This is a genomic window from Streptomyces sp. NPDC045778, from assembly GCF_056431945.1.
In genome coordinates this window covers 20,814-33,792 of record NZ_JBWKJZ010000047.1, presented here as the reverse complement: position 1 = coordinate 33,792, position 12,979 = coordinate 20,814, and the positions used below count along the sequence as shown (strand labels likewise).

At 73.3% G+C, this 12,979-nt stretch carries 13 protein-coding genes; 7 read left to right on the top strand and 6 right to left on the bottom strand.

Annotated features, from left to right (window positions below; genetic code table 11):
• Positions 1-2 precede the first annotated feature (2 nt).
• Positions 3-851, top strand: a complete 849-nt coding sequence (locus AC07GB_RS36655) for a class II fructose-bisphosphate aldolase (protein ID WP_478853320.1) — start codon at positions 3-5, stop codon at positions 849-851.
• Positions 852-859: 8 nt separating this feature from the next.
• Here the strand turns inward: AC07GB_RS36655 and AC07GB_RS36650 are convergent, their stop codons facing one another.
• Both AC07GB_RS36650 and cdgB read right to left on the bottom strand, forming a co-directional pair.
• Complete coding sequence (locus tag AC07GB_RS36650) at positions 860-1,849, bottom strand: CBM35 domain-containing protein (protein ID WP_478853318.1); 990 nt, start codon at positions 1,847-1,849, stop codon at positions 860-862.
• Between the two features lie 100 nt (positions 1,850-1,949).
• The gene (gene cdgB, locus AC07GB_RS36645; RefSeq protein ID WP_478853316.1) at positions 1,950-3,629 is read right to left on the bottom strand and encodes a diguanylate cyclase CdgB; all 1,680 of its coding nucleotides are present in this window, start codon (positions 3,627-3,629) and stop codon (positions 1,950-1,952) included.
• A gap of 470 nt (positions 3,630-4,099) precedes the next feature.
• Between cdgB and AC07GB_RS36640 the strand changes: the two genes are divergently transcribed.
• Positions 4,100-4,684 (top strand): flavin reductase family protein, encoded by a 585-nt coding sequence (locus AC07GB_RS36640; protein WP_478853314.1) that lies wholly within the window; start codon positions 4,100-4,102, stop codon positions 4,682-4,684.
• Between the two features lie 58 nt (positions 4,685-4,742).
• Here AC07GB_RS36640 and arfB read toward each other — a convergent pair whose 3' ends face one another.
• Positions 4,743-5,174 carry an alternative ribosome rescue aminoacyl-tRNA hydrolase ArfB gene (arfB, locus tag AC07GB_RS36635; RefSeq protein WP_478853312.1) on the bottom strand — a complete coding sequence of 144 codons (432 nt, stop codon included), beginning with the start codon at positions 5,172-5,174 and terminating at the stop codon, positions 4,743-4,745.
• 184 nt (positions 5,175-5,358) lie between these two features.
• Here arfB and AC07GB_RS36630 point away from each other — a divergent pair, with 184 nt between their 5' ends.
• Together AC07GB_RS36630 and AC07GB_RS36625 are read left to right on the top strand one after the other, a co-directional pair.
• Positions 5,359-5,934, top strand: a complete 576-nt coding sequence (locus AC07GB_RS36630) for a TerD family protein (protein WP_289949196.1) — start codon at positions 5,359-5,361, stop codon at positions 5,932-5,934.
• A 182-nt stretch (positions 5,935-6,116) separates the two neighbouring features.
• Entirely contained in the window at positions 6,117-6,677 is a 561-nt protein-coding gene (locus AC07GB_RS36625) for a tellurite resistance TerB family protein (protein WP_478853310.1), read from the top strand.
• A 124-nt stretch (positions 6,678-6,801) separates the two neighbouring features.
• On the opposite strand, the gene AC07GB_RS36620 is transcribed toward AC07GB_RS36625, so the two are convergent.
• Both AC07GB_RS36620 and AC07GB_RS36615 read right to left on the bottom strand, forming a co-directional pair.
• A complete protein-coding gene (locus tag AC07GB_RS36620; RefSeq protein WP_478853308.1) occupies positions 6,802-8,262 on the bottom strand; it encodes a M1 family metallopeptidase in 1,461 nt (486 codons plus the stop codon).
• Positions 8,263-8,321: 59 nt separating this feature from the next.
• Positions 8,322-8,879, bottom strand: a complete 558-nt coding sequence (locus AC07GB_RS36615; protein WP_478853305.1) for a GlcG/HbpS family heme-binding protein — start codon at positions 8,877-8,879, stop codon at positions 8,322-8,324.
• A gap of 232 nt (positions 8,880-9,111) precedes the next feature.
• Between AC07GB_RS36615 and AC07GB_RS36610 the strand changes: the two genes are divergently transcribed.
• The gene (locus tag AC07GB_RS36610; protein ID WP_478853303.1) at positions 9,112-10,356 is read left to right on the top strand and encodes a sensor histidine kinase; all 1,245 of its coding nucleotides are present in this window, start codon (positions 9,112-9,114) and stop codon (positions 10,354-10,356) included.
• Entirely contained in the window at positions 10,343-11,014 is a 672-nt protein-coding gene (locus tag AC07GB_RS36605; RefSeq protein ID WP_478853301.1) for a response regulator, read from the top strand. Before AC07GB_RS36610 ends, AC07GB_RS36605 begins: the two co-directional genes overlap by 14 nt.
• On the opposite strand, the gene AC07GB_RS36600 is transcribed toward AC07GB_RS36605, so the two are convergent.
• Positions 11,011-11,523 carry a hypothetical protein gene (locus AC07GB_RS36600; protein ID WP_478853299.1) on the bottom strand — a complete coding sequence of 171 codons (513 nt, stop codon included), beginning with the start codon at positions 11,521-11,523 and terminating at the stop codon, positions 11,011-11,013. The genes AC07GB_RS36605 and AC07GB_RS36600 overlap by 4 nt on opposite strands.
• A gap of 185 nt (positions 11,524-11,708) precedes the next feature.
• Here AC07GB_RS36600 and AC07GB_RS36595 point away from each other — a divergent pair, with 185 nt between their 5' ends.
• Complete coding sequence (locus AC07GB_RS36595; RefSeq protein WP_478853297.1) at positions 11,709-12,944, top strand: NAD(P)-binding protein; 1,236 nt, start codon at positions 11,709-11,711, stop codon at positions 12,942-12,944.
• Positions 12,945-12,979 lie beyond the last annotated feature (35 nt).

Sequence of the window (12,979 nt, the reverse complement as noted above, 5' to 3'; positions counted from 1 at the left end):
CCATGCCACTGATCACCACCGGCGAACTGATCGGCCGGGCCCGCGCCGAGGGGCGCGGCCTCGCCGCCTTCAACGTCATCACCCTGGAGCACGCGGAGGCCATCGCCCTCGGCGCCGAGCGCGCGGGCCGCGCGGCCGTGCTCCAGATATCCGAGAACGCGGTGCGGTTCCACGGCGGCGACCTCACCCCGCTCGCCCAGGCCGCCGCGGCCGTCGCGCGCGCCTCGGCCGCGCCCCTGTCCCTGCACCTGGACCACGTCACGGACGTGGACCTGCTGCGGGCCGCGCACCCCGAGGGCTTCAGCTCCGTCATGTTCGACGCCTCGAGGCTGCCGTACGCGGAGAACGTGAAGGCCACGGCGGACGCGGTGCGTTGGGGCCACGAGCGGGGCATCTGGGTCGAGGCCGAGCTGGGCCGCGTCGGCGGCAAGGAGGGCGAGGCGCCCCTGGACGCGCACGCGCCCGGCGTGCGCACGGACCCGGACGAGGCCGTCGCGTACGTGGCCGACACCGGCGTCGACGCCCTCGCCGTGGCGGTCGGCTCCAGCCACGCCATGACCGAGCGCACGGCCTCCCTCGACCACGAGTTGATCCGCGCCCTGCGCGCGCGGGTGCCCGTCCCGCTGGTCCTGCACGGGTCGAGCGGGGTGCCCGACGCGGAGATCCGCGCGGCGGTCACCGCGGGCGTGCTGAAGGTGAACGTGGGCACGGCCCTGAACACCGGCTTCACCGGGGCGGTGCGCCGGTTCCTGGCGGCGGACGCCGGGGCCGTGGACCCGCGCAAGTACCTGACCCCGGCCCGGGAAGCGATGGCCGGGGTCGTGGCGCAGTTCCTGCGGGTGGTCGGCTGACGCCGGGGTCAGTCCTTGACGTGGCCCGCCTTCAGCCACATCTGGTCGAGGTTCGCGTCGCACTTGTCGCCCTGCTGACAGGACACGGAGATCGTGTTCGTGCCCTTGTTGAGCTGGACGAAGGCGAACGTTTTCGTCCAGCCCTTGTCCCAGGCGCCTTCCTCCGCGTGCGCGAAGTTGTCCATGTTGAGCTTGCGCTCGGACGCCGTGCCGTTGACGACGAGGGTCGTCTCGGCCGCCTTGCCGGGCACGCCGTAGCCGACGAAGACCGTGTACGCGCCGGCCTTGGGGACGCCGTTGACGGTCCAGGTGACCTGGGCGCCGACCTTGTTGAGCCCGGCCACGTACACACCGCCCGCGGACTTGGCGCCTTCGATGTCGGACGCGGTGGTGGTGCCGCCCTCCAACTTGAGGGCCTTGGCGTCCGTTTCGGGCAGCTCGGCCTTCTTCTCCGGCTTGTCCTTGTCCTTGTCCTTGGACGCGCTGGGGTTCGGGTCGGTGGACTCGCTCTGCCGCTGCGAGGGTCCCGCCTTGTTGTCCCCGTCCCCGTCGTCGTCGCCGGTGAGCATGGCCGCGCCGATGCCGAGCGACACCACGGCGACGACCGCGATCGCGCCGATCAGCAGGCCCTTGGTGTTGGGCCCGCGGCCGCGGCCCGCGGGGGGCGCGGGCGGTGCCTGGCGGATGGGCGCGGTGACGCCGGGCTGCGCCTCGGGCGCCGCGTAGTGCGCGCTGGGCTGGCCGTAGGACTGCTGCTGCGGCGGGTAGCCGTAGCCGCCCTGGGCCGGGGGCTGCTGCTGCGCCTGCTGGCCGTACTGCCGCTCGCCCACCGGGCGCACCTGGTGGTACGAAGACCGGGGCCCGGGGTAGCCGTAACCGCCGCCCCCGGAAGGCGGGGTGGCGCCGGCCGCCTGGCCGTCGGCGTACAGGTAGCCGAACGGGTCGTCGTCGCCCTGTGGCGCGTTCGGCGTCTGCTCGCCGTTGTTGCCGGGCGTCATTCGCAGGTCACTCCCTCGCATCGCGGATGCGGGCGAGCCTACCCGCTCCGGGTGACCGCCCAAGGTGCCGTCGGTATCGATCCAGTTCCGGGTGCGGGGGCTAGCCGGCCCGCCGGTGCTGCTTGGCACGGGAACGTTTCTCGACGTACATCCGCTGGTCGGCGGAGTGCAACACCTCGTCCGCCGACATGCCGCAGTGGGCCCAGCCGATGCCGAAGCTGGCGCCCACGCGCACGGCACGGCCGTCGACCCTGATCGGCGGGATGATGGCGTTCCGCAGGCGCACCGCGAGGTCCTGCGCGTCGGCCCTGCCGAGCCCGTCGGCGAGGACCACGAACTCGTCGCCGCCGAGCCGCGCCACCGTGTCGCCGTCGCGGACGCCGCTGGTCAGACGGCGTGCGACCTCGATGAGGACGGCGTCCCCTGTGTGGTGCCCGAAGCGGTCGTTGATCGACTTGAAGCCGTCGAGGTCGCAGAAGAGGACGGCGAGCCCCTTCGTGCCGTCGTCGGCCTCGGTCTCCTCGGGCGGGGCGACGGTGTGCACGTGGTGGTCGAACTCCCCGTGCGCGCCGTGGTGCGCGCCGGGCGGTGCGGCGTGCCCGTGCGCGGCCGTGTGGCCGGTGCCGCCGCCGTACAGGCCGCTGTGGTCGTACGCCGCGTCGAGCGAGTCGACCGTGCTCGGCCGGCCCGCGTGCGGCCTGCGACAGAGCCGGGCGCTGAGCCGGGCGCGCAGCTCGGCGGAGTTCGGCAGGCCGGTGAGCGAGTCGTGCGAGGCGCGGTGCGCGAGCTGGAGTTCGCGCCGCTTGCGCTCCTCGATGTCCTCGACGTGCGTGAGCAGGAACCGGGGTCCGTCCGCGGCGTCCGCGACGACGGAGTTGCGCAGCGACACCCAGACGTAGGTGCCGTCGCGGCGCCCGAAGCGCAGCTCGGCGCGGCCGCCCTCGGCGGAGGTGCGCAGGAGGGTGCCGATGTCCTCGGGGTGGACCAGGTCGGAGAAGGAGTAGCGGCGCATCGCGGAAGCGGGGCGGCCGAGCAGGCGGCACAGCGCGTCGTTGGTGCGCAGGATGCGGCCGTGCTGGTCACCGCCCATCTCGGCGATGGCCATGCCGCTCGGCGCGTATTCGAAGGCCTGGCGGAAGGACTCCTCGCTGGCCCGCAGCGCCTGCTGCTCGCGCTCCAGGCGGACCAGGGCGCGCTGCATGTTGGCCCGCAGGCGGGCGTTGCTGATGGCGATGGCGGCCTGGAAGGCGTACATCTGGAGGGCTTCGCGGCCCCAGGCGCCGGGCCTGCGGCCGTTGCGCGGGCGGTCGACGGAGATCACGCCGAGCAGTTCGCCGCCGGAGCCGCCGGTCGCGTACATGGGGGCGAAGAGGCGGTCGGAGGGGTGCCACTCGTCCTCGAAGCGGGGCTCGGGGCCCTCGGTGTACCACTGCGGTACGTCGTCCTCGTCGAGGACCCAGCCCTCGGTGTGCGGTATGAAGCGCAGGGCGCCCCAGGCCTCGCCCATGGCGAGGCGGCGGTCCCAGGACTCGCGGGAGCCGACGCGGCCGGTGATGAGCGCCTCGGCGGCGGGGTTGCCCGCGAAGGCGGCGACGACGAGGTCGCCGTCCGGGCGCACGAGGTTGACGCACGCCAGCTCATAGCCCAGGCCGTTCACCACGCCGTCGGCGACGGTCTGCAGCGTGTCCGCGAGGCTGCGGGCCGTGTTCAGCTCCGCCACCACCTGGTGCAGCTGCCGCAGGGTCGCAAGACGGACGTACGGCTCCGACTCGGTCTCCATGCTCGCTCTCCCCGAGACCTCGACAGCAACTCCAGGATCCGCAGCGTCCTCAGTGTCCGTAATCTCTGACTCTTCGTGACTCTTCCGGCTTCGTACGGCGCTGTACCTCTTCGTACTTCTCCGTACGGTGCTGTGCTTCCGTGCCCTCAGCGTCTGTCTGATTGCCACGGTCACTGAATCACAGCGAGCTGCCCACCCGGTACACAGGGTCAACAAAATATGGGTCCTGTGACTCAAGTCACAGATGGGGGTGCCTGGTTGAGACCGGAACATGAGGCTCCGTCGCATGGGTGGGGCGGGGGGTGCCTGGGCGGCGGCCGGGGTGGGGGCCTGCGCGGGGCCTGGGCGGGGCCTGGGCGGGGGCCTGGGCGGGGGCCTGGGCGGGGCCGGGTCCTAGGTCCACGCCCTAGGACCGGTCTCGGCCCCGGGTCCGATGCGCCGCGGGCGCGTCCGGCATTAGCGTCAGTCGTGTGGTTGCCGATCTGACCTTGAACACACAGCCCCCTGCCGCCCCGTCCACCCCTCATCCTGTGGGGGTGAGCAACGACGAGTTCCGCGCCGCCATGTCCCGGCTCGCCGCGGGCGTGGTCCTGGTGACCGCGCGGGAGGCCCCGCTGGACCCGGACGACCCGATGGCGCCGGTCGGCGAGGACGTGGGCATGACGGCCACCGCGTTCCTCTCCGTCTCCCTGGACCCGCCCCTGGTCATGGTCAGCCTGCGCACGGGCTCCCGCATGGACGACCTGCTCACCGAGCAGCCCCTGTGGGCCGTGTCGGTCCTCGCCGAGAGCCAGCGGCACATCGCGGGCCGCTTCGCCATGAAGGGCCGCCTCAGCGACCGGCTGCTCTTCGAGGACATCCCCTACGTACGCGGCCGGGAGAGCGGCGCGCCCCTGGTGGGCGGCGCGCTCACCACCCTGGAGTGCCGCACCGAGAAGACCGTCCCGGCGGGCGACCACACCCTGGTGATCGGCCACGTCCTGACAGCACAGCTCCCGAGCGCGGAGGGCGGCCCCCTGCTCTACTTCCGAGGCCGATACCGCCAACTGGGCTGAGCCCCCCCCCCGACGACGGGGCCGACATCGACAGCTGGGCCGGGAGCGAGGCCAGGGATTACTGCCAGCCCTTGCCGGAGCGGCCCTGTTTGGTTTCGCCGCGCTTCTTCTTCTCGCGCAGTCGCCGTTCGTTGATCCCGCGCGGGATCCGGGTGGCGCGCCGGGGCTTGGGCGGTGGTGCGGTGGCCTCCGCGAGGAGGGAGGCGAGGCGGACGGCCGCCGCTTCCCTGTTGCGCCACTGGGAGCGGTGCTCGCTGGCCCGCACGCTCACGACGCCGTCGACGAGCCGGGGCGCGAGCCGCTCCAGGGCCCGCTGCTTCCACACCTCGGGCAGCGCGTCCGTGCGCGCCAGGTCGAAGCGCAGCTCGACCTGCGAGTCGCTGGTGTTGACGTGCTGGCCGCCGGGCCCCGAGGAGCGCGAGAAACGCCACATCAGCTCGGCCTCCGGCAGGACGACCGAGCCGCGGATGACGTGTTCGCGACCAGACATGTCTCCTATGATCCCGCGTCCGCGCGCCGTACGACACCTGTTTTCCGCCGCCTGGCAAAGAAAGTAAAGAAGCGCGTCCGCATATGGAACCTTGGGTACCCCCCACGGCGTTCATAGGGGTGCCGGTAGCTTCGCCTCCAGAGTGAAGCCCGCACATAGGCGACTAGGGAAGGGACTCCCAACAATGGCTGTAAGCCTGTCCAAGGGCGGCAACGTCTCGCTCACCAAGGAGGCACCGGGCCTGACCGCCGTCACGGTCGGCCTCGGCTGGGACGTCCGCACCACCACGGGCACCGACTTCGACCTGGACGCCTCCGCGATCGCGGTGAACACCCAGGGCAAGGTCTACTCGGACGCCCACTTCGTCTTCTTCAACAACAAGGCGACGCCCGACCAGACCATCGTCCACACCGGTGACAACGTCACGGGCCAGGGCGAGGGCGACGACGAGCAGATCAACGTCAACCTCGCGGGCCTGCCCGCCGACATCGAGAAGATCGTCTTCCCGGTCTCGATCTACGACGCCGAGAACCGCTCGCAGAACTTCGGCCAGGTCCGCAACGCGTTCATCCGCATCGTGAACCAGGCCGGCGGCACCGAGATCGCCCGCTACGACCTGTCGGAGGACGCCGCCACCGAGACCGCCATGGTCTTCGGCGAGCTGTACCGCAACGGCGCGGAGTGGAAGTTCCGCGCCGTCGGCCAGGGCTATGCCTCGGGCCTGGTCGGCATCGCCCAGGACTTCGGCGTCAACGTCTGAGTCCACCGCGACTGACCACGGGCCCCGGCCGGACTCCCTCCGGCCGGGGCCCGCCCCGTGTCCGCCCCAAGGCACGGGCCGCGCGGGGAACTTCGCGGCGCCAGGCGGCGTTGCCAGGACGACGTGCGCACCCTGCGCGCGGCCGACGGGTACGACACGGGCAGAAGCCGAGGTGGCGCCAGATGGCTATGTGGGACCGGATCAAGGACCAGGCCAAGAATTTGCAGCAGACGCAGGGCGGGCGGGCCCCCGGCGGGCACGGCGCGGGTGGCCACGGCGCGCACGGCAGCGGCTCCAAGAGTTCCAAGGCGCAGCTCGTGGGCCTGCTCAAGACCCAGCTCACCTCGCTGAAGTCGGAGCTGAAGAGCGGTGCCTACCGTGACGCGAGCATGGCCATGTGCGCCCTGGTGGCCGCCGCCGACGGCACCGTCGACCCGGCCGAGCGCCAGCACGTCGAATCCCTCATCCTCCAGAACGACGTGTTGCAGAACTTCCCCCCGGACCAGCTGCGCCAGCGTTTCAACAAGCACGTGGACCAGCTGTCCTTCAACTTCCAGCAGGGCAAGGCCGCGGTGATGCAGGAGGTCGCCAAGGCCGCGAAGAAGCCCGCGGAGGCGCGGGCGGTCGTGCAGACCGGCTTCGTCATCGCCGGCGCGGACGGCTATGTGGCCCCGGCCGAGGAGCAGGTCCTGCGCGAGGCGTGCGCGGCGCTCGGCGTCTCCCCCCAGGAGTTCGGCCTCTGACCCCACCCCGCACCCGGGCCGCGGAGGCCCGGGTGCGCCCCGAAGGGGCGCGGGGAACTGCGCGACCGGCCACGACGAGCCCGCAGCCAAACGACGGCAGAACACCGCACCCCAGCGGAGCGCGTCAGCGTTCGTCCGGCTTGCCGTCGCCGTACAGCCAGTCCGACCACACCCGCTTCAGCTCCTCGCGCGCCTCGTCGTCACCCGCGTGCTTCTCGACGTACGTGGTGAAGTCCTCGGTGTCCGCGTTGGCGTGGCGGTACTTCTTCGTCCAGCCCTTGAGGATCTCGTAGAAGGCGTCGTCGCCGACGGTCTCGCGGACCTTCTGGATGACCATGGCGCCCCGGGCGTAGACGGGATCGCCGGAGATGTGCGCGGCGTCCGGCTGCTTGGCGGGCGGGAAGTCCCAGACGTCGGAGTCGTACTCCTCGTCCTCGTCCTCGTAGATCGCGTCGACCCTCTCCTCGACGGTGTCGCCGTCGTTGTCCTCCTCGTACAGCCACTCGGCGTACGTCGCGAGGCCCTCGTTGAGCCACATGTCCTGCCAGCTCTTCGGCGAGACCGAGTCGCCGAACCACTGGTGGGCCAGTTCGTGGACGAGGGTCGTGGTGTCGGCGTACTGGACGGGGAACAGCGGCTTGGTCTGGGTCTCCAGGGCGTAGTCGAGGTCCGCGCGGCCGTCGACGACGGCGCCGGTGGAGGAGAAGGGGTAGTCGCCGAAGTTGTACTCCGCCCAGTCCACGATGTCGGGGATGTCGTCGAGGACCTTCTCGACCTTCTTGCGCTTGGCCTCGGGCAGCGTGTGGTCGACCGCCGTGTAGACGGGGATGCCGCTCTCGGTCACCGCCGTCCTGGTGTCGTACGTGCCGACGACGACCGTCGCCAGATAGCTGGCCATCGGCTCGGCGCTGTGCCAGGCGAAGGTGGTCCGGCCGTTGGCGGTGGTCTCCTTCGTCAACTCGCCGTTGGAGATGGCCTTCAGGCCCTTGGGGACGGTGACCTCTATGTCGTACGAGGCCTTGTCGACCGGGTGGTGGTTGCCCGGGAACCACGCCATCGAGCCCGCGGGCTGGCCCGTGGCGAGCGCGCTGTCCTCGCCCTTCAGCCAGCCCTCCTTGGCGCCGTCCACGTCGGTGACGGTCTGCGGGGCGCCGGAGTAGCGGACGGTGGCCCGGAAGGTCTCGCCCCGGTCGAGGTCGTCGCGGGGGCGCACGGTCAGCTCGCTGCCCGCGCGCTGGAAACGGGCCTCCTTGCCCTCGACGGTCACGGACTCCACGTCCAGGCCCTTGAGGTCGAGGTTGAAGGCGCTGAGCGTCTTGGTGGCGCGGGCCGTGATGTCGGCGGTGCCGGTGAGGTGGCGGGACCCGGGGTCGTAGCCGATCCTCAGGCCGTAATGAGTCACGTCGTAGCCGCCGTTGCCGAGCTTCGGGAAGTACGGGTCGCGGACGCCCGCGGCCCCCGGGGTGCCCCCGACGCCACTGCTCGTGCACGCGGTGAGCGCGGTCGCGAGGGCGGTGGCGCAGAGCAGCGCGAGAGGGGTGCGGCGGGGCCCCTTGGTCAGGGGGGCGGTGGCTCGGTAGATCACCCCGGTGATCCTATGGCCACCGCTCCCGCCCGCCGTGGGGCCCCCGGTGGCGGGGCGGTTCAGCGGCCCAGCGCGGCCACGCCCGCCTTCGCGAACTTCTCGTCCAGGTCGCCGCTGGGCGCGCCCGCGACGCCGATGCCCGCGACGGGGCCGCCCTTCGCGGTGACCGGGGCGCCGCCCGCGAGGAACAGCGTGCCGGGGATGTCCTTGAGGTTCGGCGCCTGCGCGAGACGCTTGGCCAGCTCGGAGGTGGGCGCGTTCCAGGACACGGCGGTGAAGGCCTTGCGCTCGGCCGACTCGGGCGACTGCGGGCCCGCGCCGTCCCCGCGCAGGGTGACGATGGTGTTGCCGTCGCGGTCGACGACGGCGACCGTGACGCGCTGGTTCTCCTTCTTCGCCGCGTCCAGGGTGGCCTGCGCGGCCTTGGTGGCGGCGGCCACGGTGAGGTGCGTGGTCCGCGTCAGGTTGCGGTTGCCCGCGTCGGCGCTGACAGCGGCCTTCGCGGCGGCCTCCGGGGCGTCGGCGCTGGCGGACACGGCACCGAACGTGCCGGCGCCGACCACGCCGAGGACGGCGGCGGCGGTGAGGACGCGGGCACGCGGCGAGAGCTGCTTCATGGGGGAACTCCTTGGGTCGGCCGGCACGATCCGTGCGGCGGTACGGGTCCGCTGGTGGGCCCTGTGCTTCGATCCTGCGGGCGGACCACGGCCCGGCCCGTCGGCGCTCCGGCTGGCGGTCGCGCGCGCTTCGGCCGACCCCCAGGTCAGCCGATCGGTTGACCCCTGCCCCCGCCCAGCGGGCCACAATGAGGGTGTTTGCCCAGTTCACACGGATGACAGGAGGCCCGGGATGCACGGCGGTGACGGCGTCGGGGCCCTCCGCCCCACAGTCGCGGAGCCGGAGGGCCGCCGGCTCGCGGCCGTCATGCACACCGCGTTCTTCCTGCTGCTCGCCGCCTCCCTCACCCGCTTCCTGCTGCGCCACCCCGGCGAGCCCCGCACGCCGTGGATCATCGCGCTCTCGGCCGTACTCGCCCTTCTGTACGTGCTCGGCCCCGCCCTCGGCGCCACGCCGAACCCGAGGCGCCTGCTGTGGCTCGGCGCGGTCGTCGGCGTCTGGGTGGTGCTCGTGGTCCTCGCGCCGAGCTACGCGTGGTGCGCGGTGCCGCTGTTCTACACGGGCCTGCGGACGCTGCCCACGCGCGCGGCCCTCGCCCTCGTCGCCGTCCTCACGGCCCTGGTGGTCGCGGCCCAGCTGCGGCTCGCGGACGGCTTCGACCCGAACCTGGCGTTCGCGCCGCCCGCCGTGGCGGCCGTGGCGACGGCGGTGTTCGTCCACATGCAGCGGCAGACGGCACGGCAGCGCGCCCTCATCGACGACCTGCTGCGCACCCGGCGCGAACTCGCCGCCACCGAGCGGCGCGAGGGCACGCTCGCCGAGCGGCAGCGCCTGTCCATGGAGATCCACGACACGCTGGCCCAGGGCCTGTCCAGCCAGCGGATGCTGCTCCAGGCGGCGGACCGGGTGTGGGACACGGACGCGGCGGCGGCCCGCACCCACGTCCGCACCGCCGAGTCCATCGCCGACCGCGGCCTCGCCGAGGCCCGCCGCCTCGTCCACGACCTGGCCCCGGCGGACCTGGCCGAGGCCGGGCCCGACCCGGCGTACGCGCTCCCCGCGGCGCTGCGGACGCTGGCGGGGCGGGAGTCGGGGGCGGGCCTGACGGTCCGCTTCCACGCCGAGGGCACCCCGGTCCCGCTCGCGGCCCTGGCCCGTTCGGCGCTCTTCAGGATCGCGCAGGGCGCGCTGGCGAACGTACGCGAGCACGCCGGGGCGGCCACGGCCGCGCTGACCCTGACGTACCTCGACGACCAGGTGGTGCTCGACGTGGCGGACGACGGGCGCGGATTCCCGCCGGAGGCACCCGGCGGCAGGGGCGCGCGCGGGCACGGCCTTCCCGCGATCCGCGCGCGGGCGGCGCAGCTGGGCGGGACCCTGACGGTGGAGTCCGCGCCGGGTGAGGGGACGGTGCTCTCGGTGGTGCTTCCGCTGGGGGACCCCACGGCTGAAGGGAGTCACGATGAACGCGGCTGAGGGTTCGGCCCCCGGCTCTCCGGCGGAAGCCGCTCCGGTGCGGCTGCTCGTCTGCGACGACCACGCCGTCGTCCGGGCGGGCCTGCTCGCCCTGCTCGGCAGCGCCCCCGGTGTCGAGGTGGCGGGCGAGGCCGGCTCCGGCGAGGAGGCGGTGGCCCTGGCCGCGAAGCTGCGGCCGGACGTGGTGCTCATGGACCTCCAGCTCGGCCCCGGCATGGACGGCGTGGAGGCCACGCGCCGCATCACGGCGGCGGCCGGGGGCGGGCGACCGCACGTGCTTGTCCTCACCACGTACGACACCGACGCCGACATCACCCGCGCGATCGAGGCGGGCGCCACCGGCTATCTGCTCAAGGCCGAACGGCCCGAGGAACTGTTCTCCGCGATCCGCGCCGCCGCGTGCGGCCGCACCGCGCTCTCGCCGCCGGTCGCCTCCCGCGTGATGGCCCGCATGCGGGAGCCACGCGCCGGGCTCACCCCGCGCGAGCGCGACATCCTGGGCCAGCTCGCCCAGGGCCTCGGCAACCGCGAGATCGCCCGCGCGCTGTTCATCAGCGAGGCCACGGTCAAGACGCACCTGGGGCGCATCTACGACAAGCTCGGCGTGGAGACGCGGGCGGGCGCGGTGGCCGTGGCCAAGGAGCAGCGCCTCCTCTAGCCCTGGGACCGGCGGACCCTCGGGAAACGGGCCAGCAGGGTCCACAGCGCGGGGTTCTCGCCGAGCCCCTCGTGCAGGTCGGTCAAGTCGGCCACCACGTCGTGCAGGAAGTCGCGTGCCTCCCGGCGCAGTTCGGCGTGCGAGAAGGTGAGCGGCGGCTCGCCCGGGTCGAGCCAGTCCGCGTCGATGTCGACCCACCCGAAGCGCCGCTCGAAGAGCATCCGGTCCGTGGACTCGGTGAAGTCCAGCTCGGCGTGCTGGGGCCGCGCGGCCCTGCTGCCCATCGGGTCCTGGTCGAGCCGCTCCACGATGTCGCACAGGGCCCACGCGAAGTCGAGCACGGGAACCCATCCCCAGGCTGTGGACAACTCCCGGTCGGCCTTGGTGTCGGCCAGGTACACGTCCCCGCAGAACAGGTCGTGCCGCAGCGCATGGACGTCCGCCGTGCGGTAGTCCAGCTGGGGCGGGTCGGGGAAGCGGCGGGAGAGGGCGTAGCCGATGTCGAGCACGCCTCGATGGTGCCATGCGCGCCGGCCCCGCCCGGACGCCCCGGCGGCCTCCCCCCGGACGCCCCTGGCCTGCGGGGGCAAACTCCTGGCCGGGGAAATGTGACACCTGGCCGGGGAGATGTCACATTCGCGAGGGGCACAACCGTCGTACCCGTACAGGACCACGACAGAAACGGACCCCGCCCATGGCCCGCGCCACCAGCCCCCGTAGCCGTCCGCACTCCTCCACCGTCACCGTCACCGTCGTCGGCGGCGGCTTCGCCGGCCTCACCGCGGCCATCGCCGCCGCCGAGGGCGGGGCCCGGGTCACCGTGCACGAGGCGCACCACACGCTCGGCGGCCGCGCCCGCACCTCGGAGGGCACGTACCGGACGAGCGAAGGACCGCACGCCCTCTACAACGGCGGCCCCCACTGGACCTGGCTCAAGCAGCGCGACCTGATCGGCGAGCTGGCCCCGCTGCCGCCCCTGGAGGGCACCCGGCTGCGCCTGCGCCACCAGGGCGCGCTGCGCCGCACCCCGCCCCTGGCGATGCTGCGGCTGCTGCGCCGGGCCCCCGAACAGGCGCCCGTCGACGAGGACTTCCTGACCTGGGCCACCCGCGAGGTGGGCGCGGCGGGCGCCCGTGCCGCCGCCCACTACACCGCCGTGGCCCTCTTCCACCACGACCCGGGCTCCCTCTCCGCCCGCTTCGTGCACACCCGGCTGCGCCGCGCCGCCAAGCTGCCCCCGGAGGCGCACTACCCGGTGGGCGGCTGGGGCGCGGTCGTCGACCGGATGGCGGCGCGCGCCTGGAACCTGGGCGTCCGCGTGGAGACCCTGGCCCGCGTCGACGACCTCACGGAGCACGCGCGGCGCGGCCCCGTCATCGTCGCCACCTCGCTCGACGCCGCGCGCCGGCTCCTGAAGGACGACACGCTGACCTGGGAGAGCGGGCGCACCGCCCTCGTGGACGTGGCGCTGCGCACGCGCAGGGGCGATCTGTTCGCCCTCTCGGACCTGGACGGCACGGGCTGGATGGAGCGCTTCACCGCCCAGGACCGCACCCTCGCGCCGGAGGGGGAGCAGCTGATCCAGGGCCAGGTCCCGCTCGCCCCGCACGAGTCGAAGGCGGACGGCGTGGCGCGCGCGGAGGAGCTGCTCGACCTCGGCTTCCGCGACTGGCGCGAGCGCGTGACCTGGCGCCGCTCCGCGGTGGCGAACGGCCGCACGGGCGCCGTCGACCGGCCGGGCACCACCTGGCGCGACCGGCCCGCGGTGGACAGGGGCGACGGCGTGTTCCTGGTGGGCGACCAGGTGGCGGCGCCGGGGCTGCTCAGCGAGGTCTCCTTCAACAGCGCCGTCGAGGCGGTGTCGCTCGCCCTGACGGGCGCGGGCCGGCTGACCTCCACCACGCCCTGGGTTGACCTCAAGTCCGCTTGAGGCTGAAGGGTGGGTGACGGCCAGCCGGTCCACAC

Excerpts from the sequence above, each read along its gene's own strand:
- AC07GB_RS36655 (WP_478853320.1), top strand. The coding sequence starts at position 3 with ATGCCACTGATCACCACCGGCGAACTGATCGGCCGGGCCCGCGCCGAG.
- AC07GB_RS36650 (WP_478853318.1), bottom strand. The coding sequence starts at position 1,849 with ATGACGCCCGGCAACAACGGCGAGCAGACGCCGAACGCGCCACAGGGC.
- cdgB (WP_478853316.1), bottom strand. The coding sequence starts at position 3,629 with ATGGAGACCGAGTCGGAGCCGTACGTCCGTCTTGCGACCCTGCGGCAG.
- arfB (WP_478853312.1), bottom strand. The coding sequence starts at position 5,174 with ATGTCTGGTCGCGAACACGTCATCCGCGGCTCGGTCGTCCTGCCGGAG.
- AC07GB_RS36630 (WP_289949196.1), top strand. The coding sequence starts at position 5,359 with ATGGCTGTAAGCCTGTCCAAGGGCGGCAACGTCTCGCTCACCAAGGAG.
- AC07GB_RS36625 (WP_478853310.1), top strand. The coding sequence starts at position 6,117 with ATGGCTATGTGGGACCGGATCAAGGACCAGGCCAAGAATTTGCAGCAG.
- AC07GB_RS36615 (WP_478853305.1), bottom strand. The coding sequence starts at position 8,879 with ATGAAGCAGCTCTCGCCGCGTGCCCGCGTCCTCACCGCCGCCGCCGTC.
- AC07GB_RS36610 (WP_478853303.1), top strand. The coding sequence starts at position 9,112 with ATGCACGGCGGTGACGGCGTCGGGGCCCTCCGCCCCACAGTCGCGGAG.
- AC07GB_RS36605 (WP_478853301.1), top strand. The coding sequence starts at position 10,343 with ATGAACGCGGCTGAGGGTTCGGCCCCCGGCTCTCCGGCGGAAGCCGCT.
- AC07GB_RS36595 (WP_478853297.1), top strand. The coding sequence starts at position 11,709 with ATGGCCCGCGCCACCAGCCCCCGTAGCCGTCCGCACTCCTCCACCGTC.